General features: G+C 64.1%; 19 protein-coding genes and 1 pseudogene. 10 read left to right on the forward strand and 10 right to left on the reverse strand.

Annotated elements, in window-relative coordinates; genetic code table 11:
* Nucleotides 1-15: 15 nt before the first annotated feature.
* Both YU9_RS0129245 and YU9_RS0129250 read right to left on the reverse strand, forming a co-directional pair.
* Nucleotides 16-993 carry an NADPH:quinone oxidoreductase family protein gene (locus YU9_RS0129245; RefSeq protein WP_027575989.1) on the reverse strand — a complete coding sequence of 326 codons (978 nt, stop codon included), beginning with the start codon at nucleotides 991-993 and terminating at the stop codon, nucleotides 16-18.
* A complete protein-coding gene (locus tag YU9_RS0129250; RefSeq protein ID WP_027575990.1) occupies nucleotides 993-1,601 on the reverse strand; it encodes a 2-hydroxychromene-2-carboxylate isomerase in 609 nt (202 codons plus the stop codon). Before YU9_RS0129250 ends, YU9_RS0129245 begins: the two co-directional genes overlap by 1 nt.
* 108 nt (nucleotides 1,602-1,709) lie before the next feature.
* On the opposite strand from YU9_RS0129250, the gene YU9_RS0129255 reads away from it, so the two are divergent.
* A complete protein-coding gene (locus YU9_RS0129255; RefSeq protein ID WP_027575991.1) occupies nucleotides 1,710-2,732 on the forward strand; it encodes a methionine synthase in 1,023 nt (340 codons plus the stop codon).
* Nucleotides 2,733-2,756: 24 nt separating this feature from the next.
* On the opposite strand, the gene YU9_RS0129260 is transcribed toward YU9_RS0129255, so the two are convergent.
* The 3 genes from YU9_RS0129260 to YU9_RS0129270 form a co-directional block, all read right to left on the reverse strand.
* On the reverse strand, nucleotides 2,757-3,374 hold the full coding sequence (locus YU9_RS0129260) for a hypothetical protein (RefSeq protein WP_027575992.1): 618 nt from the start codon (nucleotides 3,372-3,374) through the stop codon (nucleotides 2,757-2,759).
* Between the two features lie 131 nt (nucleotides 3,375-3,505).
* On the reverse strand, nucleotides 3,506-4,033 hold the full coding sequence (gene gpt, locus YU9_RS0129265) for a xanthine phosphoribosyltransferase (RefSeq protein ID WP_027575993.1): 528 nt from the start codon (nucleotides 4,031-4,033) through the stop codon (nucleotides 3,506-3,508).
* Nucleotides 4,034-4,069: 36 nt separating this feature from the next.
* Entirely contained in the window at nucleotides 4,070-4,807 is a 738-nt protein-coding gene (locus YU9_RS0129270; RefSeq protein ID WP_027575994.1) for a molybdopterin-binding protein, read from the reverse strand.
* Nucleotides 4,808-5,089: 282 nt separating this feature from the next.
* Here YU9_RS0129270 and YU9_RS0129275 point away from each other — a divergent pair, with 282 nt between their 5' ends.
* The 5 genes from YU9_RS0129275 (at nucleotide 5,090) to YU9_RS0129295 (ending at nucleotide 10,137) form a co-directional block, all read left to right on the forward strand.
* Nucleotides 5,090-6,508: a circularly permuted type 2 ATP-grasp protein gene (locus YU9_RS0129275; protein ID WP_027575995.1), complete on the forward strand. Its 1,419-nt coding sequence runs from the start codon at nucleotides 5,090-5,092 to the stop codon at nucleotides 6,506-6,508.
* Nucleotides 6,509-6,512: 4 nt separating this feature from the next.
* A complete protein-coding gene (locus YU9_RS0129280; RefSeq protein WP_027575996.1) occupies nucleotides 6,513-7,457 on the forward strand; it encodes an alpha-E domain-containing protein in 945 nt (314 codons plus the stop codon).
* Between the two features lie 105 nt (nucleotides 7,458-7,562).
* Nucleotides 7,563-8,411: a transglutaminase family protein gene (locus tag YU9_RS0129285; protein WP_027575997.1), complete on the forward strand. Its 849-nt coding sequence runs from the start codon at nucleotides 7,563-7,565 to the stop codon at nucleotides 8,409-8,411.
* Between the two features lie 182 nt (nucleotides 8,412-8,593).
* Nucleotides 8,594-9,352 (forward strand): proteasome-type protease, encoded by a 759-nt coding sequence (locus YU9_RS0129290; protein WP_027575998.1) that lies wholly within the window; start codon nucleotides 8,594-8,596, stop codon nucleotides 9,350-9,352.
* A 26-nt stretch (nucleotides 9,353-9,378) separates the two neighbouring features.
* Nucleotides 9,379-10,137 carry an SDR family oxidoreductase gene (locus YU9_RS0129295; RefSeq protein ID WP_027575999.1) on the forward strand — a complete coding sequence of 253 codons (759 nt, stop codon included), beginning with the start codon at nucleotides 9,379-9,381 and terminating at the stop codon, nucleotides 10,135-10,137.
* 189 nt (nucleotides 10,138-10,326) lie between these two features.
* On the opposite strand, the pseudogene YU9_RS42790 reads toward YU9_RS0129295, so the two are convergent.
* Nucleotides 10,327-11,564 (reverse strand): annotated as a pseudogene (locus YU9_RS42790) (MFS transporter).
* Nucleotides 11,565-11,722: 158 nt separating this feature from the next.
* On the opposite strand from YU9_RS42790, the gene YU9_RS0129305 reads away from it, so the two are divergent.
* Nucleotides 11,723-12,973: a NupC/NupG family nucleoside CNT transporter gene (locus YU9_RS0129305; RefSeq protein ID WP_027576000.1), complete on the forward strand. Its 1,251-nt coding sequence runs from the start codon at nucleotides 11,723-11,725 to the stop codon at nucleotides 12,971-12,973.
* Between the two features lie 112 nt (nucleotides 12,974-13,085).
* Here the strand turns inward: YU9_RS0129305 and YU9_RS50820 are convergent, their stop codons facing one another.
* The 3 genes from YU9_RS50820 to YU9_RS0129315 all read right to left on the reverse strand — a co-directional run bounded on the left by YU9_RS50820 (nucleotide 13,086) and on the right by YU9_RS0129315 (nucleotide 15,115).
* Nucleotides 13,086-13,208: a hypothetical protein gene (locus YU9_RS50820; RefSeq protein ID WP_256375923.1), complete on the reverse strand. Its 123-nt coding sequence runs from the start codon at nucleotides 13,206-13,208 to the stop codon at nucleotides 13,086-13,088.
* Complete coding sequence (locus tag YU9_RS42795; RefSeq protein WP_245266567.1) at nucleotides 13,208-14,302, reverse strand: rhomboid family intramembrane serine protease; 1,095 nt, start codon at nucleotides 14,300-14,302, stop codon at nucleotides 13,208-13,210. Before YU9_RS42795 ends, YU9_RS50820 begins: the two co-directional genes overlap by 1 nt.
* Nucleotides 14,303-14,587: 285 nt before the next feature.
* Nucleotides 14,588-15,115 (reverse strand): cupin domain-containing protein, encoded by a 528-nt coding sequence (locus YU9_RS0129315; protein ID WP_027576001.1) that lies wholly within the window; start codon nucleotides 15,113-15,115, stop codon nucleotides 14,588-14,590.
* Nucleotides 15,116-15,332: 217 nt separating this feature from the next.
* On the opposite strand from YU9_RS0129315, the gene YU9_RS0129320 reads away from it, so the two are divergent.
* Nucleotides 15,333-17,462 carry a tetratricopeptide repeat protein gene (locus YU9_RS0129320; protein WP_027576002.1) on the forward strand — a complete coding sequence of 710 codons (2,130 nt, stop codon included), beginning with the start codon at nucleotides 15,333-15,335 and terminating at the stop codon, nucleotides 17,460-17,462.
* 7 nt (nucleotides 17,463-17,469) lie between these two features.
* Here YU9_RS0129320 and YU9_RS0129325 read toward each other — a convergent pair whose 3' ends face one another.
* The gene (locus tag YU9_RS0129325; protein WP_027560138.1) at nucleotides 17,470-17,757 is read right to left on the reverse strand and encodes an usg protein; all 288 of its coding nucleotides are present in this window, start codon (nucleotides 17,755-17,757) and stop codon (nucleotides 17,470-17,472) included.
* A 371-nt stretch (nucleotides 17,758-18,128) separates the two neighbouring features.
* On the opposite strand from YU9_RS0129325, the gene groES reads away from it, so the two are divergent.
* The gene (gene groES, locus YU9_RS0129330) at nucleotides 18,129-18,443 is read left to right on the forward strand and encodes a co-chaperone GroES (RefSeq protein WP_024340799.1); all 315 of its coding nucleotides are present in this window, start codon (nucleotides 18,129-18,131) and stop codon (nucleotides 18,441-18,443) included.
* Between the two features lie 48 nt (nucleotides 18,444-18,491).
* A complete protein-coding gene (gene groL, locus YU9_RS0129335; RefSeq protein WP_027576003.1) occupies nucleotides 18,492-20,132 on the forward strand; it encodes a chaperonin GroEL in 1,641 nt (546 codons plus the stop codon).
* Nucleotides 20,133-20,217: the final 85 nt, after the last annotated feature.

A 20,217-nucleotide genomic window follows, 5' to 3' on the forward strand; every position in this document is an offset into this window, starting at 1 on the left:
GACGGCGGGTGGAGGTCACTCCATCACCAGCGCGACCCGCCCGATCGCCTTGCGCTCGATCAGCAATCGCATTGCCTTCGCATAGTCCTCTAGCGGCAGGCGATGCGAGACGTTGGGGCGCAGCTTGCCCTCCTCCGCCCATCGCAGCAGCGTCTTCAGCCTGATCTCGCCGAGCGCGGGATCTCTCCGTGCCGCCTCGCCGGCACGAACGCCGAGCACACTGGCGCCTTTGATCAGCAGCAGATTGGTCTTCGCCGAGCCGATGCCGCCGGTGAAACCGATCACCAGGAGCCGCGCGCCCCAAGCGATGCAACGCATCGAGTCCTCAAAAACCTGGCCGCCCACGGGATCGAACACGACATCGGCCCCGCGGCCGTCGGTGATGCGCTTGACGGCGTCGCGAAACGGCTCGCGGTCGTAGCGGATCAGGTGATCAGCGCCGCGCGATTTCGCGATAGCAAGCTTTTCATCACTAGAGGCGGTCGCAATCACGGTCGCGCCCAGCATCTTGCCGAGCTCGACGGCGGCAAGTCCGACGCCGCCGGCAGCTCCATGCACCAGCAGCACCTCACCCGGCTCGACCCGGCCGCGCTCAATCAGCGCGTGATAGGCGGTGCCGTGGCCGGCGAGATAGGTCGCAGCCTCCGCATAGTCGAAGTTGGACGGCTTGGGGGTGAGCTGCGACGGCGTCACCACAGCTTCGTCGGTGAAGGCACCATGGCGCATCTTCACGATGACCTTGTCGCCGACGGCAACACCGCTTGCCTCCGCGCCCACCTCGGTGACATCGCCGGCGGCTTCCATTCCGGGCGTGAACGGCAGCTCCGGCTTGAGCTGGTATTCGCCGGCGGCCATCAGCACATCAGGGAAATTCAGCCCGGCGGCGCGGATGGCGACGCGTACCTCGCCCGGCTTCAGCGCGCGCGACGGAAACTCTTCCAGCACCAAACGCTCGGGCGCGCCGAGTTCGCGGCAGACGACGGCGCGCACCATCAGGCTGCGCTCGCCTTGCGGCGCAGCAGCGCCTCGCGGATCAGCGGCAGGCGGTCGTTGCCGAAATACATGTCGGTCTTGCCGACGAAAATCGTCGGCGAGCCGAAGCCGCCGCGCGCCACCACTTCCTCGGTATTCGCCTTGAGCTGATCCTTGATGCTCTGTTCCGAGATGCCGGCGAAGAATTTCTGCTCATCGATACCTACCTTGTTGCAGATCCCGGCGAGCACCGCGTCCTGCGAGATATCCTTGTCCGCGCCCCAATAGGTCTCGAACACGGCGGTGGCGAACGGCACCATGTCTTGACCGAGCCAGATGCAGCCGCGCATCGCCTTGACGCTGTTCACGGGAAAGACCGTCGGCGGCATCTTGATCGCAAGGCCGGCCGAGCGCGCCCAGTCCTCCAGGTCCTTCTTCATGTAGCGCGCCTTCAGCGGCACCGGCTTCTCCCGCTGCGCATAGACGCTCGGATTGACCGTGTTGAAGATGCCGCCGACCAGGATGGGCCGCCAGCTGATGTCCTCGCCGAGCTCCTTCGCGAGCGGCTGGATGTTGTGGAAGGCGAGATAGGTCCAGGGGCTGGAACAGTCGAAGAAGAATTCGATCATGGCGTTTCCGGTCCGGCGTCGCGGGTTTCAGGACGACTTTTGTTGTTCTGTACCTCGACGTTAAGACATGGCAGGAAGGGGCGCAACACAACCCGCCGGGAGGGCGCCATGCTGTTTCCAACCACGATCGCCGGCTCCTTGCCGAAACCGGAATGGCTCGCCGAGCCCAACATGCTCTGGGCGCCCTGGAAGTCAGAGGGCGACGAGCTTCTCCGCGCCAAGCGCGATGCAACGCTGATCTGGCTGAAGATCCAGGAGGACGCCGGCATCGACATCGTCACTGAAGGCGAGCAGGCCCGTCAGCATTTCGTCCACGGCTTCCTGGAGAAGATCGAAGGCATCGATTTCGCCCACAAGGTCGAGATGGGCATCCGCAAGGACCGCTACAAGGCAATGGTGCCGCAGGTGGTCGCCCCGCTCCGCCTCAAGGGCCGCGTCCACGCCTTCGAGGCGCGCGTAGCGCGCACGCACACGAAGAAGCAGCTGAAATTCACCCTGCCCGGGCCAATGACCATCATCGACACCATCGCCGATCGCTATTATGGCGACCGCGTGAAGATGGCCTTTGCCTTCGCCGAGCTGCTCAACGAGGAGGCCAAGGCGCTGCAGGCCGACGGCGTCGATCTCGTGCAGTTCGACGAGCCGGCCTTCAACGTCTACATGGACGAGGTCAACGACTGGGGCATCAAGGCGCTGGAGCGCGCCGCACAGGGGCTGTCCTGCGCCACCGCCGTTCACATCTGCTACGGCTACGGCATCAAGGCCAACACCGACTGGAAAGAAACGCTGGGCAGCCAATGGCGGCAGTACGAGCAGATCTTCCCGGCGATCGACGCGAGCCCGATCCAGCAGGTCGCGATCGAATGCCGCAATTCGAAGGTACCGCTCGAGCTGCTGGCGCTGCTCAAGAGCAAGATCGTGCAAGCCGGCGTGATCGACGTCGCCAGCGACACGGTTGAGACTGCCGAGGACGTCGTGAAGGTGATCGAGGCGGTGTCGAAATTCGTGCCCAAAAGCAACATCATCGCGACAACCAATTGCGGCATGGCGCCGATGCGGCGGGAGATCGCCGAGGCGAAGCTGGCGGCGCTCGGCGCCGGCGCTGCGCTGGCGCGCGAGAAATTGGGCTGATCACGACGACGACGTCGGCTTCGCTTAGCCCAACGCCGTTGGATGCAGCACGGGCTGATAGCCGGCGATGATCGCGCGCAGCGCGGAAGGCGGCGTCAACAACATCGGGTGATCGAACACGCGTGCATGCGGCGCGTAGCCCGCTGGCGACCACAGCCGCGCCTTTCCCTGTATCACCAGAAAGCTGTCTTCGCCCTGCTGCACCATCGCGCCGTCGGGCAGGTCTGCCAGCGGCATCGGGAGCGGGTGCAACCGCTTGCGGCGGCGGTCGAGACGCTCCCGATGCAGAACGGCATCCATCGTCTTCGCACTGACGTCGCTTGCAGCATTCCCCGCTTGCCATGCCGCGCGAAACCGTTTGGCGTCGTCGCGGCGGCAGAAGAAGCAGGGCCGATGGCCTGCAGCGAAGGCGGTGGCCTCGTCGAGGAAGAACAGCTCGGTCCAGCTCCGCCGTGCCATCACCGGCCGCCGCCAGCCGCGGAATTCGCACAGGCATGTGATCCAGGCCGGCGTCGACCAGCGCTTCTTCAGCAGGGTCTTCGTGGCAGGATCATGGATGATGCCGCGATTGCCGGTGAACATCCCGCGATGCGGCGTGGCGATGATGTCGCCGGTCGGCGTGACGCGATTTTGTAGGGGCATGGTGCCGGCCCACTACACTGATGTCATTCCGGAGCGGTCCGCAGGACCGAACCCGGAATCTCGAGATTCTCTGGTGCGCAATTGCGCACCATAGTTCGATGCTTTGCATCGCCCCGGAATGACTCTTTCCCTCACGCCGCGCCGTCGCGCAGCGGCGGGTGATAGGACAGCGCGGTGTCCCAGGGGAAGAAGATCCAGGTGTCCTGCGAAACTTCCGTGATGAAGGTGTCGACCAGCGGGCGTCCCATCGGCTTGGCATAGACCGTGGCGAAATGCGCGTCCGGCAGCATCTCACGCACCAGCTTGCCGGTCTTGCCGGTGTCGACGAGGTCATCGACGATCAGCAGCCCCTTGCCGGTGCCGCCGCCGAGCTTGATCGCCGCTTCGGAAATGCCCTTGAGGACCTGGAGCTCGCCCTGCTTGTTGTGGTCGTAGCTGGCAATGCAGACCGTATCGATCACGCGCACGCCGAGTTCGCGCGCCACGATTGCGGCCGGCACCAAGCCGCCGCGGGTGATCGCAATCACTGCGTGGAACGGGCCGACCTCATTGAGCCGCCAGGTCAGCGCCCGGCAATCCCGGTGGAACTGGTCCCACGAGACCGGGAAGGCCTTGCCAGCCTTCTCCTGCGCGTTCAGTTCCGGTGCTTCACCAGCCATTGTCCTCTCCTGCTTCGTCTGCCGGCAAAGTCCCTGCTAACGGGTGATGTTCAATCCCGCCAGCATTTCCTTCACCGCAGCCATCGCTGCCGTCAGCTTCTCCGGATCGCGCGAGCGCACCACCAGATTGGTATTGGGCTTCTGCTCCTCGTCCATGAAGGGATAGCTGCCGATGATGGTGTCCGGATGGGCGGCGGCGATCGCCCGCAGCGGGCTGCCGATGTCGCCCTCGCGCGCATTGGCGCGGACCGATTCGGACAGCATGCGCATGCCCGACTTCAGCTTGGGCGCGACGATGTCCATCATCGCCTGCATGATCGAAGGCACGCCAGCCATCACGATGACATTGCCGATCTTGAAGCCGGGAGCGAGGATGGTTGCGCTCTGAATCAGCTCAGCCCCGTCGGGGATGCGGGCCATGCGCAGGCGGGCCTCGTTGAGGTCCTGCTCGCTCCAGCGCTCGCGGAAGCGGGCAACGACCTCCGGGTGATGATCGATACCGACGCCGAACGCCTTGGCGACGGCATCGGCGGTGATGTCGTCATGGGTCGGGCCGATGCCGCCCGTTGTGAAGACGTAACTGTAGCGATGGCGCAGTGCGTCCAGGGCGGCGATGATGTCGGCCTCGTCGTCGGAGACGATCCGGACTTCCTTCAGGTCGATGCCGATATTGGTCAGGTATTCGGCGATGAAGCCGATGTTCTTGTCCTTGGTCCGGCCGGACAGGATTTCGTCCCCAATGACCAGAATGCCCGCCGTGACGATGTCGCTCATGCCTTAAGTCCCTCACCTGTGACGCCGACTTTGCCGAGGTAACGCATTGAAGTCACGCGGTTTTGCTACCGAAATAAGCAGTCCTCAGCCATTTTTTCAGGCAAGCCGCCGGCTGTCCCCGGCAAATGCCCCTTCTCCATGCTTATCGCGCTGGCCCGGCCCTTGCTACCTCCTACGGAAGTCATGCACTCTCACGGCATGGCCACAGGACGTTGCGGTCTTCAGCAAGGCCCAAGCGACCTGACCAATGGTGCAACGCCTGGGGGCGAACAGTCGGGATCTATGGCAGTCGCGTTTGACGAAATGAATATTCCCGGCGGGGACCTTCGCCCCGCCTATCAGGAGCTGGCGCGCTGGCTCAAGGAGACGCCCGCCGAGGCGCTCGAATATCGGCGCCAGGAGGCCGAGCTGCTGTTCCGACGGATCGGCATTACCTTCGCGGTCTACGGCGATTCCGAGTCCACCGAGCGCCTGATCCCCTTCGACGTGATCCCGCGGATCATGTCCGGCAAGGAATGGACGCTGCTGGAGAAGGGCCTGAAGCAGCGCGTGCGCGCGCTCAACATGTTCCTGCGCGACATCTATCACGGCCGCGACATCCTCCGCGCCGAGATCGTGCCCGACGACCTCATCTTCCAGAACCCGGTGTTCCGCCCCGAGATGAACGGCCAGCAGGTGCCGCATGACGTCTACGTGCACATCGCCGGCATCGACATCGTGCGGGTCGATGCCGAGGACTTCATCGTGCTGGAGGACAATGCCCGCACGCCGTCGGGCGTGTCCTACATGCTGGAAAACCGCGAGATCATGATGCGGCTGTTTCCGGATCTGTTCGCCCGCCACAAGGTGGCGCCGGTCGAGCGCTATCCGGACGAGCTGCTCGCGGCGCTGCGCTCGGTCGCGCCGCAAAGCGCATCTGGCGAGCCGACCGTCGCCCTGCTCACGCCCGGCGTCTACAATTCGGCCTATTACGAGCACTCCTTCCTCGCCGACAAGCTCGGTATCGAGCTGGTCGAAGGCCGTGACCTCATCGTCAAGAACAACGAAGTGTTCATGCGGACGACGGAGGGGCTGAAGCGGGTCGACGTGATCTATCGCCGCGTCGATGATGACTTCCTCGATCCGCTCACCTTCCGTCCCGACTCCGTGCTTGGCGTGCCCGGGCTGATGTCGGCCTATGCGGCCGGCAACATCACGCTCGCCAACGCCGTCGGCACCGGCATCGCCGACGATAAGGCGATCTACTCCTACATGCCTGATATCGTGAAATTCTATCTCGGCGAGGAGCCGATCCTGAAGAACGTGCCGACCTGGCGCTGCCGCGAGCCGAAGGACCTCGCCTATGTGCTGGACAATCTGAGCGAGCTCGTCGTCAAGGAGGTGCATGGCTCCGGCGGCTACGGCATGCTGATCGGACCCGCCGCGACCAAAGCGACGATCGAAGCATTCCGCGACAAGCTCAAGCGCGAGCCGGAAGGTTTCATCGCGCAGCCGACGCTGGCGCTCTCGACCTGCCCGACCTGCACGACAAGCGGTCTCGCCCCGCGCCATGTCGATCTTCGCCCCTTCGTGCTCACGGGCAGCAAGAGCACCACCATCGTGCCCGGCGGGCTCACCCGCGTCGCACTCAAGGAAGGCTCCCTGGTGGTGAACTCAAGCCAGGGCGGCGGCACCAAAGACACCTGGATTTTGGACGAGTAGAGAGATGCTGTCGCGTACCGCCGAAAACCTCTACTGGCTCGCCCGCTACGTCGAACGGGCCGAATATCTCGCGCGCACCATCGATGCGACGCTGCGCGTCACCGCGCTTCCCGCCGCCTATATCGGCAAGACCAACGAGTGGGACTCGGCGCTGCTCACCGCCGGCGTCGCCGCGAGCTTCTACCAGGCCTATGAGGAAGCCAACGAGCACAACGTCGTCGAGTATCTCTCGTTCTCGCCGAACAATCCCTCCTCGATCCGGAACTGCATCGAAGCAGCGCGGCTGAATTCGCGCTCGGTGCGCACCGCGCTGACCAGCGAGATGTGGGACACCATCAACTCGGCCTGGATCGAGCTTCAGGCGGTCTGGAGCAAGGGCACCTCGACGCGCGAGGACCTCGCCAAATTCCTCCGCTTCGTGCAGGAAACCTCGCTTCGCTTCGACGGCTCGGCCTACCGGACTATGCTGCGCAACGACGCCTATTGGTTCTCACGGATGGGTGTGCATCTGGAACGCGCCGACAACACCGCGCGCATTCTCGACGTGAAGTATCACGTGCTGTTGCCCGAGGAGGAGCATGTCGGCGGTCCGCTCGATTTCTATCAGTGGAGCTCGATCCTGCGCTCGGTCTCGGCGCTGACCGCCTATCACTGGGTCTATCGCGAGACGCTGAAGCCGTGGCTGATCGCGGATCTCCTGATTCTCAACGACACGCTGCCGCGTTCGCTCGCCAGCTGCTACGGCAACCTCGTGCGCAACCTCGACCAGATCGGCGTCGCCTATGGCCGCCAGGGCCCGGCCCAGCGCCACGCCCGCGGCATCCGCAACCGGCTGGAACACAGCAACATGAACGACATTTTCCAGCATGGCGTGCATGAATTCATTCAGGAATTCATCACGGACAATTCCAGGCTGGGCGAAATCATCACGAAGCAGTATTTGATCTGACCTTCGGTCATTCCGGGATGGTCCGAAGGACCAGACCCGGAATCTCGAGATTCCGGGTTCGGTCCTTCGGACCGCCCCGGAATGACGCCAAAACCACGGTCCACCATGCGCCTGCGAATCCAGCACACCACGACCTATCGCTACGAGCCGCCGGCCACCAGCGTGATCCAGATCCTGCGCATGACGCCGGGCAGCCATGATGGGCAGTACGTCGCGGAATGGCAGATCGACGTCTCCACCGACACCAAGCTCGACATGCATGAGGACGCGTTCGGCAACGTCACCCACGTGCTGTCGTGCGGGCCTGTCGGCGACATCCAGATCACCGCCGAGGGACTGATCGAGACCCACGACACCGGCGGCGTGCTGCGCGGCACTGACGAGCGTTTCCCGGCCGGCATGTTCCTGCGCGCCACCGACCTCACCTCCGTCAATCCGGCGATGACGGCGGTTGCGCGCCAGTTGCGGAGCGAGGCCGAGAGCGACACGTTGGGCTTCCTGCACACGCTGATGACGCAGATCGCCGATCACATGACGTTCGACGAGGACCCCACCAACAGTGGCACGTCCGCGGCGGAGGCGTTCGCGCTCAAGCGCGGGGTCTGCCAGGACTACGCACACATCTTCATCGCCTGCGCCCGCGCCGGCGGCGTGCCGGCGCGCTTCGTCTCCGGGCATTTCCTGCGCGCGGACGACACGGTGCATCAGGACGCCGGCCATGCCTGGGCGGAGGCTTACGTGCCCGATCTCGGCTGGGTCGGCTTCGATCCCGCCAACAGCATCTGCGCCACCGACGCCCATGTCCGCGTTGCGATCGGGCTCGATTATCTCGGCGCAGCCCCGGTGCGTGGCACGCGCTATGGCGGCGGCGCGGAAACGCTGACAGTGGCCGTGAAGGTCGAGCAGGCCGGCCGCGGCGGGCAGTCGCAATCGCAGTCCCAGCGGCAGGGATAGCTTCGTCGTCATTCCGGGCCGCGCGCAGCGCGAGCCCGGAATCCATTCGTCCACCAACTCCGCGGCTCAATGGATTCCGGGTTCGCGCTGACGCGCGCCCCGGAATGACGGCTGGAATCGGGGGTTTCATGCCCCCCCGAAATTGGCTAGTAATTCCGCGCAAACGCGTTCGGGGACTGGAAATGACCTATTGCTGCGGAATCCTGGTTCGGGACGGTCTGGTGATGATCGCCGATACCCGCACCAATGCCGGCCTCGACAACGTCTCGACCTTCCGCAAGCTGCACATCTTCTCCAAGCCCGGCGAGCGCATCATGGCAATCGCCAGCGCCGGCAACCTCGCGATCAGCCAATCGGTGCTGTCGACGCTGACCGAAGGCCTCGAAGACCCCAATACGGGCGAGGTCGAGACGCTGATGAACGCGCCGACCATGTTCCAGGCCGCCCAGCGCATCGGCCGGGCGATCCGGGCGGTGCATGCGACCGAAGGGCCGGCGCTGAAATCCGAGGACGTGTCCTTCGACGTCTCCTTCCTGTTCGGCGGCCAGATCAAGGGCGCGCGCATGCGCCTGTTCATGGTCTACACCGCCGGCAATTTCATCGAGTGCACCACCGACACGCCCTACCTGCAGATCGGCGAGCACAAATACGGCAAGCCGGTGCTCGACCGCGCCATGCATTACGATGTCGAGCTCTACGAGGCGCTGAAGACCGGCCTGATCTCGATGGATTCGACCATGCGCTCGAACCTCGGCGTCGGCCTGCCGATCGACGTGCTGGTGGTGCGCACCGACGCCTGCGAGGCCGATCTCAACCACCGCATCGAGGCGGGCGAGCCCTATTTCCACGATCTGCGCTCGCGCTGGTCGGCGGCGCTGCGCGCGGCGCATCAGAACATTCCGCGCCCGCCCTACAAGAACGAAAAAGAACCCAAAACCTGACAGCTCAAGAGAAAAGGCAGGAAACGATGAGTGAAGCGAAAAAGATCGCATTGGTGACAGGCGCCGGCACCGGCGTCGGGCGCGCGGCGTCGCTGGCGCTGATGAACACCGGCTTCACCGTGGTGCTCGCAGGCCGCCGGCTCGACATGCTCGAGGAGACGGCGAAGCTCGGTCCCGCGGGAAAAAGCCTCTGCGTCACCGCCGACATGACCAAACCGGACTCCATCGCCGCGCTGTTTGCCAAGGTGAAGGAGACCTATGGCCGCCTCGACGTGCTCTTCAACAATGCCGGCATGGGCGCGCCGGCCGTAAACTTCGAGGACCTCAGCCTCGAGCAGTGGCAGGCGGTGGTGAACACCAATCTCACCGGCCCGTTCCTGTGCACCCAGCACGCCTTCCGCATCATGAAGGACCAGACCCCGCGCGGCGGCCGCATCATCAACAACGGCTCGATCTCGGCACATGCGCCGCGGCCGTTCTCGGCCGCCTACACCTCGACCAAGCACGCCATCACGGGCCTGACCAAGGCCAGCAATCTCGACGGCCGCATGTACGACATCGCGGTCGGCCAGGTCGACATCGGCAACGCGGCGACGCCGATGACCGATCGCATGGTCAACGGCCCCGGCGTGCTGCAACCTGATGGCACCACCAAGCACGAGCCGCGCATGGACGCCAAGGCGGTCGGCGACGCCGTGGCCTACATGGCCAGCCTGCCGCTCGATGCCAACGTGCTGACCATGACGGTGATGGCGACCAAGATGCCGTTCGTGGGGCGGGGCTGAGGCAGGCCGTCTCAGCAACCGTCATTGCGAGATTCGCGACCTTGTGCCCCGGACGCAGCGCAGCGCTTCTTCAGCGGTGCGCTGCTGAGCCGGGGCCCATGCGGCAGCGGCTCGCGGAGCGACGCTGGGTCCCGGCTCTAAGCTGCAACGCTGACGCGTTGCAGCTTGTCCGGGACATGAGACCTTCCCCTACTCCAAGCTCTCCACCTGGCGCAGGGTCGGAAACAGCTTCATCCACAACAGCGCCACCGCAACCGTGCAGACGCCGCCGAAGACGGCGGCCGGCATCGCGCCGAGCAGCGCGGCCGTGAGGCCACTCTCGAACTGGCCGAGCTGGTTCGAGGCGTTGATGAAGAGGAAGTTGACTGCGCCGACCCGGCCGCGCATCTCGTCGGGAGTGGACAGCTGCACCAGCGAGAAGCGGATCACGACGCTGATCGTATCGGCCGCACCGAGCACGGCGAGCGACAGCACCGACAGCCACATCCACGACGACAGCGCGAACACGATTGTGGCGAGGCCGAACACGATCACCGCCTGGAACATGCGCAGGCCCACATGCCTGGAGATGGCGTAGCGCGCCAGCACCATGGTCATCAGGAGCGCACCGACCGCCGGCGCGGCACGCAGCACGCCGAGGCCCACCGGGCCGGTCTGGAGGATGTCGCGGGCATAGATCGGCAACAGCGCGGTGACGCCGCCGAACAGCACGGCGAACAGGTCGAGCGAGATGGTGCCCAGGATCGCGGGGTTACCGCGAATGAAGCGGACGCCGGCAAAGATATTGTCCGAGTTCGTCCCCACCTTTACGATCGCCTGCGAGCGCGGGCGGATGAAGCCGGTCAAAATCATCCCCAAAACCCAGAACAGCACCATCACGGCGTAGGCAAGGTGCGGGGCGACCGCATAGGCGAAGCCGCCGAGCGCCGGCCCCGTGATGGTCGCGACCTGCGCCGCGCCGCTGGAGATGGCCGTGGCACGCTGCAGCGATCCTTGCGGTGCAATCAGCGGCAACAACGCCGCCGTTGTCGGGCTCTCGAACGCGCCGGCAATGCCGAGCACGAACGTCGCGATGAAGATCTGCACCTCGCCGACCGCGCCGAGATAGGTGATGATTGCGAGATAGAGCGCGGTCGCGGCTTCCGCGAGCTGGCAGAGCTGGACCACGCGCTTGCGCTCGTAGCGGTCGGCGGCGTGGCCGGCGACGAACACAAGCAGCGCGGTGGGTAGGAACTGCACGAGGCCAACCATGCCGAGGTGAACGCCGAGCCGGTGAGGTCGTAGATCTGCCAGCCGATTGCGACCGCCGCGATCTGGCTGGAAAAGCGCGACAGGCTGCGGGAGAGCAGGAAGAACAGGAAGGCGCGGTGGCCGAGCAGCGAGCCGGCGCTGACCGGCGGATTTTCGGATATTGACTGCTCTGGCATCGCCGCTTCGGTCACCTCGGACTGTCCGCCCCTTGATCTCGATGGCCTCCGCGTGGCTGAGACGGGTCCGCTTGTCAACAATGGGACACTTCCGTGGCCTGTCGGCATTGCCTTTGCAATGCACACGCGGCCATAATCATTGAGGGTTTGGGGACATCATGCTTCGGCTGCAATCGGCACTCGGCATTTTCGCATTGCTGCTGATCGCCTTCGCGCTGGCGGAGAATCGCCGTGCGGTCTCGCTGCGCCAGGCGGCGATCGGCCTCGCCGCGACCTTCGCCACCGCGGTCGTGCTGTTGAAGCTGCCGGTCGTCGCCCATGCCTTCGGCACCATCAACGACGCGGTCGGAGCTATCTCGGCGGCCTCCCGCGCCGGCTCCGCCTTCGTGTTCGGCTATGTGGGCGGCGGCCCCTTGCCGTTCGATCTGAAGGTGCCGGGCGCGGACTTCATCCTGGCGTTCCAGGCATTGCCGATCGTGCTGGTCATGAGCGTGCTGACGACGCTGTTGTTCTATTGGCGCGTGCTGCCGCCGATCGTGCGCGGCATGGCCTGGCTGCTCGAACGTACGTTAGGGGTCGGCGGTGCCGTCGGGCTGTCGACGGCCGCCAACATCTTCCTCGGCATGGTCGAGGCGCCGCTGTTCGTGCGGCCGTATCTGGCACAGATGACCCGCAGCGAATTATTTCTGGTGATGACCGGCGGCATGGCCGGCATCGCCGGCACGGTGCTGGTGCTCTATGCGACGTTGCTGGCGCCGCTCATCCCCGACGCGGCCGCGCATTTCGTGATCGCATCCGTGCTGGGCGCGCCGGCTGCGATCCTGGTCAGCCTGATCATGGTGCCCGAGACCTCCGACAAGCGCACCGGCGGCTCGCTGGAGGATCCGGAGATGGAAGTCTCCAGCACGATGGACGCCATCGTGAAGGGCACCACCGCAGGCCTCGAATTGCTGCTCAACATCGTCGCCATGCTGCTGGTGCTGGTGGCGCTGGTCTACCTCGTCAATGCCATCCTCGGCCTCCTGCCAAGCATCGGCGGCGCCGCGATCTCGCTGCAGCGCTTGCTGGGCCTCTTGATGGCGCCGGTGTGCTGGCTGATGGGATTGCCGTGGGATCAGGCGGTGACGGCCGGCAGCCTGATGGGCACCAAGACCGTGCTCAACGAATTGATCGCCTATGTCGACTTCTCGAAACTGCCACCTGATGCGCTCGATCCGCGCTCGCGCCTGATCATGCTCTACGCCATGTGCGGCTTCGCCAATTTCGCCAGCCTCGGCATCATGATCGGCGGCCTGGGCGTGATGGCGCCGGAACGGCGCGGGGAGATCAACGCGCTTGGGCTGAAGTCGATCGTATCGGGAACGCTGACCACGTGTTTGATGGGGGCGGTGGTGGGGGTGTTGGCGTAGGCTCTCTCCACACCCGTCATTGCGAGCAAAGCGAAGCAATCCAGGAAGTATCCTCGGAGACAGTCTGGATTGCTTCGCTTCGCTCGCAATGACGGCGGACAGAGTCTACGCCTCAACCGCACAGCTTCGACTTCTGCAAAATGCGACGCACCTCAGCCAGCTTGGCACGGCACGGCTCGGCCGCCATGGCCTTCGCCTCGCTGGTTCGTCCTTGCGCCCACAGCAACACCGCCATCAAGCCCTGCGCCCGGAGCGCACCGGTCCGCCCGCCACATCCGAGGCTGCGAGCGACATGGCCGTTCGCGCTTCCGTTTCGGCGGCACGGAGGTTCGCTTGTTCCAGGAAGAAGACCGCACGGTACACATGAGCCCGCGCGTCTTTGGGGTAGCGGGTGACGAGGTCGAAAGACCGGCTGACCATCTCGTCGGCCTTCGCCGGCACTTCCGACGCGCGGATATAGTGCACGGCATCGGCCATGTAGGACGAATAATGAGCGGCGGCGAAGCCGGCGCAGATCAGAGATCCGAGGGATCCTGCGAGCAACGTCATGCTCGCGCTCCGCGGCAGGCTGTCATAGGACCAGAAGGCGAGCCAGGGCATGACGGCAAGCGCGGCGCCGGCCACCGCACCACCTGCATGGGCGTAATAGTTGACATTGCCCGAGGCACCAAAAGCAAGCGGCAGCAGCGCGGGAACACCGAAGAAGAGCGACGTCTTCAGTCTCGATATGGTTTGATCGGCGTCCGCTTCGGGATCGAAGCTCGCGACGAACAGCGCGGCGATGAGCCCGGTAATGGCGCCGGACGCACCGACGCCCACTGTGCCGGGGCCATTGCCCAGCAGCGAGCCAGCTTCCCCGGCCAGTGCGCTGGCAACGAAGATCAATGCAAACCAGCCACGGCCGATCAGAGACTCTAGCCTGACGCCGACGATGAACAGTCCAACGCAGTTGCTTACGAGGTGCCACCCGCTGCCATGCAGAAGCGGCGCAAGGCCAATCCGCCACCACTCTCCCCTTCCGACAACGAGATCGTAGCCGGACGCGCCCTGAGCGATCAGCGAGCGGACATCGAGGTCGCCGTCTCGCGCAATGTCGATGGCCAGACTGCGTTGCAGAGCGAAGATCAGGAGCAGACCAAAAATCAGGCCAATGGTAAGGAAGGGGATATCGGCCAGGAGCTTGTTGTCGCCAAAAAGCGTCCCCTCACTGGACAAGGGTTCAGCGCGGTCGCGCACGACCGCTGGAGCGATCGGCGCGGCGACGGGTTGAAACGATGCTCTTGGAGGTGGCGCTACGGTGCCGCGTCGGCCAAAAGTGTTGGTCGCCATGAAAGCATTCTCGCGTTGTCACAGCTTTGAGTTGACGCGAGAGGTATTTTCGACTGGTTAGCGCCACCTTGCGGGGCGGCTGAAATCAACCCGATTGCTGACCGCCCGGTTTCGCGGACCGACCGCATTTTAGCGATCGTGTGTCGTGATGCCGTAGCCCGGATGGAGCCAACGGGTCGGCGCGAAGCGTCGCCCGATGACAGGCTCCGCGCAATCCGGGGCCACCTTCTCCGCGGAGAGATTTCACTTGCGCTCCATCCGGGCTACAAGCACGCGAGCGAGCGCTTACGCCTTGAGCTCCACCGTCTTGAATTCCGCCGGCAGGATCACCTCCAGCAGCTCCACGTCGTCCGAATAATCCAGGATCATGTGCTTGATCTTCGGCGGCTGGGTCCAGGCGCTGCCTTGCTTCATCAAGGTCTCGCCCTGCCCGTCCATATAGGTCTTCACCCACCCCTTGAGCACGTAGACCATTTGGAATTCGACATCGTGATAGTGGAGCTTGGAAACCTCGGCCGGGTTGCAGGGGCCTTGCAAGCGGATCACATGCGCCTGTGCGAGGCCATGGGTCGCCTCGGCGATGCCGAGATCGCGATACTTGGCATAGGCACGCAGGCCGTCGGACTTGAAGTCTTCCTCACGGTGATGGCTGATGGCGATGCGCTGCTTCGGCCGCGCGGGCTTCTTCGGAGCGACGGTGCGCGCCTTCGCCTTCACCGCCTTGCGCGCCGAGGATCGCGCCGCCGCCTTGGCGCCGCTCCGCTTCTTCACTGCGGTCTTCATTGCGGGCCTTGATGCCTTTTGCTTGGCCATTGTCTGCCTCCCTGATCTGAACCGGCCCCGTCGCACGGGTATGACCCGAAGGGCAGATTACCCAGTCCCGGGCGAAGCAGCAATTGCGGAGCTTAGACCAGTCACGCGATTACCGATTGGTCGTAGCTTGTCCCAAGCTGTCGTGGCGGACGGCCATCGTCTCGTCTTCGTTCTCTCCCTGAATTAATCTCGCCGGGAGATCTGGGGGAATTGATTCATGGGCAACAGCGTCGGTCAGCGTGCATTTCAAAATGCCCGGCTCCAGAAACGGCAAAAGGCCGAAGTGCTGCCATTGCTCGGGCAAGCGCTCGAGTTGCACAAGAAGGGGCGCCTCCCCGAGGCCAAGGCTGCCTATCGCCAACTCCTGCAGATCGCCCCCAACCAATTCATCGCGCTGCATATGCTCGGCGCCTTGGACTCTGATGCCAAGAACTATCAGCAGGCCGAAATCCTGCTGAGCCGAGCGGTTGCCGTGGATCCGCGATCCGCCGAAGCTCACATGAGCCTGGGCGTCGCGCTGAACGGGCTGAAACGTCACGATGAGGCCCGCGAGGTTTACCGAAAAGCCCTGGCCTTGCGGCCCAACTACGCCCTGGCCCTGTCCAATCTCGGTAACGCGAGCGCGGCCCTTGATCTGCACCTGGACGCGCTCGAGAGCTACGATCGGGCGCTCGCAATCGACGGAAACCTAGCCGAAGCCCACAACGGCCGCGGCTCCGCGCTCTGCCGTCTGCGCAACTATGACGAGGCGCTCGCAAGCCTGAACCGCGCGCTCGCGATCAAGCCCGACTATGCCGCGGCACTGGCGAACCGCGCCGTTGCACTACGGGAGCTTCAGCGATTTGATGAGGCCATGGCGGATTGTAATCGGGCAATCGCCCTGGCACCCGATGACGTGAATGGGTGGCTCTGGCGCGCCAATGTCTTGCTCCAGACCCAGCAGATTGCCCAAGCCTTGCCCGATTGCGAGAAGGCTCTCGCGATCGCGCCCGATTCTGATCAAGCTCACTTGGTATCCGGCCTTTGCCTCGCCGGACTTGGCCGGGTCAATGAGGCCCTCGCCAGTTTCGACAGAGCCCTCGACATCCGGCCTGACCTTCAGAGCGCGATCTCCAGCAAGATATTCACGCTCGATTTTGTAGCGGACGCCAGCGTTGAACGGCATCAGCAAGCGCGTCGCGTGTGGTGGGAGCGGATCGGGGCGAAAATCGCTTCCGAAGCGGCGGCACCGCATGACAACAGCCGCGATCCGGATCGCCGTCTTGTGCTTGGCTACGTCTCGTCGGACTTCAACGCGCATTCGGCCGCGTTCATTTTCAAGCCGGTCCTGCAACACCATGACCGGGCGCAATTCGAGATCGTTTGCTACTCGTGTTCGTCGAAAGTGGACGGGACGACACGCGAGTTTCAAGGGATCGCGGATCGCTGGCGTGACGCCTCGCAATGGACCGACGATCGCCTCGCCGCTCAGATTCGCGCCGATCGCGTCGATATCCTGATCGATCTGTCCGGCCATACCCGAGGAAACCGCCTCGGCGTGTTTGCGCGCAAGCCGGCACCGATCCAGGCGCACGGCTGGGGCCACGGCACCGGCACCGGGCTGCCAACGATCGATTATCTGTTCTCGGATCCCGTGGCGATTCCTTTGTCGGTTCGGCATCTGTTTGCGGAGACCGTTGTCGACCTGCCGTGCTTCGTGACGCTGACGCCTCTGCCGGCAGGCATTGCGCGGGCGGAGGCGCCGGCTCTCTCGAACGGCTTCGTCACGTTCGGTGTCTTCAACCGCATCAGCAAGATCTCGGACGAGGCCGCGGCAGTCTGGTCCAGGATCCTCGAGCGGGTGCCGGGCTCGCGACTGCTGATCAAGGATGTTGCGCTCGACGATCAACTGGTCCGCGACAAGCTGCTGGCGCGATTTGCGGCTTGCCGATTGCCGATCGAACGCGTCGATCTGCTCGGAGCCACCTTGCGGGACGAGCATCTGGCATCGTTCAATTGTATCGATATTGCCCTCGACCCGTTCCCACAGAATGGCGGCGTCAGCACATGGGAAGCCCTGCAGATGGGCGTGCCCGTGGTGGCGAGGCTCGGGAACAGTCTGCCCAGCCGTGCCGCCGGCGCCATCCTCACCGCGCTTGGCCTGCCGGACTGGGTCGCCGACAGCGAGGAGGCATATGTCGAGATCGCAGCCGGCCGTGCGGCTGAGATCGGCGAGCTCGACAAGTTACGCCGCGAACTGCCCGGACGGATCGGCGCCGCGGCCGCCGGCAACCCTGTCTCATATGCGCGAGCGGTGGACGACGCCTATCGCGCGATGTGGACACGCTATTGCAACGGCGGCGTCTGATCTCTGCTCAATGCAGCCGGAACACGCCGTCGACGGCGCGCAGCTCGGCCGGCTTGATCAGCTTGGAATGCGCCACGGTGACCGAATGGAGGGGGCCATCGAGCTTCTCCTGCCAGAACGCCAGGAAATCGGTCAGCGCCGGAAATTTCGGAAACATGTCGTAGTTCTGCCAGACGTAGGTCTGAAGCAGCGAGGGATGATCCGGCATCCGGTATAGAATTTGTGCCGTCGTCAGCCCGTAGCCCAGCATCTGTTTCCGGAAGTCCTCGGAAACGCCCCCAACGCGCAGTCCCATGCCAAACCTCCTTTGCAGGAGCGCATACAGGGGGTGGCTTGATGGGTGCCCCGGGAGCCACCCGATGCGCTCACATGAGAGAAATGTGACGCAAACTGACAACCCATCTCAAGCCCAAAAGTTTAACAAGCTGTTGAAATTCAATGCGTTAGCAGCAGACACGTCTCCGTGCTAATACGGCCTCGGGTGCTGGTTAACGATGGCAAAGAGTTTCTGGCAGTCCGCGCTTTCGGATGCTAATTTTTCTGCTACAAACCCTTGCCCCCGCAAAATTCCTGTCCTATTTCAGCCTCGCTCGTGCTAGCACTCGCGGGCAACGACTGCTAACAATCTCAAAATCCTCAACTCGTGCAACTGCTTAGGAGGACTGCATGAAATTCCGTCCGCTTCACGACCGCGTCGTGGTCAAGCGCATCGACGCAGAAGAGAAGACCGCTGGCGGCATCATCATTCCCGACACTGCCAAGGAAAAGCCCTCCCAGGGCGAAGTCGTCGCCGTCGGCCCCGGTGGCCGCGACGAGTCCGGCAAGCTGATCCCGATCGACCTCAAGGTCGGCGACCGCGTGCTGTTCGGCAAGTGGTCCGGCACCGAGGTCAAGATCGACGGCCAGGACCTGCTGATCATGAAGGAGAGCGACGTGATGGGCGTTCTCGAGGTCAGCGAGTCCAAGAAGAAGGCGGCTTAAGAGCCCCCTCTCCTCCCTCCAGTCAAACATCCTCAAGGAAAATTCCAGATGGCAGCCAAAGAAGTCAAATTCTCGGTTGAAGCGCGCGACAAGATGCTGCGCGGCGTCGACATCCTCGCCAATGCGGTGAAGGTCACTCTCGGCCCGAAGGGCCGCAACGTCGTGCTCGACAAGTCGTTCGGCGCTCCGCGCATCACCAAGGACGGCGTCACCGTCGCCAAGGAGATCGAGCTCGACGACAAGTTCGAGAACATGGGCGCACAGATGGTGCGCGAAGTCGCCTCCAAGTCCGCTGACGCGGCCGGCGACGGCACCACCACCGCGACCGTGCTCGCGGCTGCGATCGTGAAGGAAGGCGCCAAGTCGGTCGCTGCCGGCATGAACCCGATGGACCTGAAGCGCGGTATCGACCTCGCGGTCGAAGCCGTCGTGGCCGACCTCGAGAAGAACTCGAAGAAGGTCACCTCGAACGAGGAGATCGCCCAGGTCGGCACCATCTCGGCCAACGGCGACGCCGAGATCGGCAAGTTCCTCTCCGACGCCATGAAAAAGGTCGGCAACGAGGGTGTCATCACCGTCGAGGAAGCCAAGTCGCTCGAGACCGAGCTCGACGTCGTCGAGGGCATGCAGTTCGACCGCGGCTACATCTCGCCCTACTTCGTCACCAACGCCGACAAGATGCGCGTTGAGATGGACGACGCCTACATCCTCATCAACGAGAAGAAGCTCTCCTCGCTCAACGAGCTGCTGCCGCTGCTCGAGGCCGTGGTGCAGACCGGCAAGCCGCTGGTCATCGTCGCCGAGGACGTCGAGGGTGAAGCCCTCGCGACCCTAGTCGTGAACCGTCTGCGCGGCGGCCTGAAGGTCGCGGCCGTCAAGGCTCCCGGCTTCGGCGATCGCCGCAAGGCCATGCTGCAGGATATCGCGATCCTGACCGGCGGCCAGGCGATCTCGGAAGATCTCGGCATCAAGCTCGAGAACGTCACGCTCAACATGCTCGGTCGCGCCAAGAAGGTGATGATCGACAAGGAGAACACCACGATCGTCAACGGCGCCGGCAAGAAGGCCGACATCGAGGCGCGCGTGGCCCAGATCAAGGCGCAGATCGAGGAGACCACCTCGGACTACGATCGTGAGAAGCTGCAGGAGCGTCTTGCCAAGCTCGCGGGCGGCGTCGCGGTGATCCGCGTCGGCGGCGCGACCGAGGTCGAGGTGAAGGAGCGCAAGGATCGCGTTGATGACGCGATGCATGCGACCCGCGCGGCCGTGGAAGAAGGCATCGTTCCGGGCGGCGGCGTCGCCCTGCTCCGTGCCTCCGAGCAGCTCAAGGGCCTGCGCACCAAGAACGACGACCAGAAGACCGGCGTCGAGATCGTGCGCAAGGCGCTGTCGGCTCCCGCTCGCCAGATCGCGATCAATGCCGGTGAAGACGGCTCGGTCATCGTCGGCAAGATCCTGGAGAACAAGACCTACAATTACGGCTTCGACTCCCAGACCGGCGAATATGCCGACCTCGTCAAGAAGGGCATCATCGACCCGACCAAGGTGGTCCGCACCGCGATCCAGAACGCTGCCTCGGTGGCCGCGCTCCTGATCACCACGGAAGCCATGGTCGCCGAGCTGCCCAAGAAGGGCGGCGCCGGCCCGGCGATGCCCCCCGGCGGCGGCATGGGCGGCATGGACTTCTAAGGTCCAGTCACCTCAAAGGACTACGAAACCCCGGCAGCGATGCCGGGGTTTTTGTTTGGGGCGAACGCTCTCGCGGAACGACAGC

This window comes from Bradyrhizobium sp. WSM1743 (assembly GCF_000473065.1).
Lineage (GTDB): Bacteria > Pseudomonadota > Alphaproteobacteria > Rhizobiales > Xanthobacteraceae > Bradyrhizobium.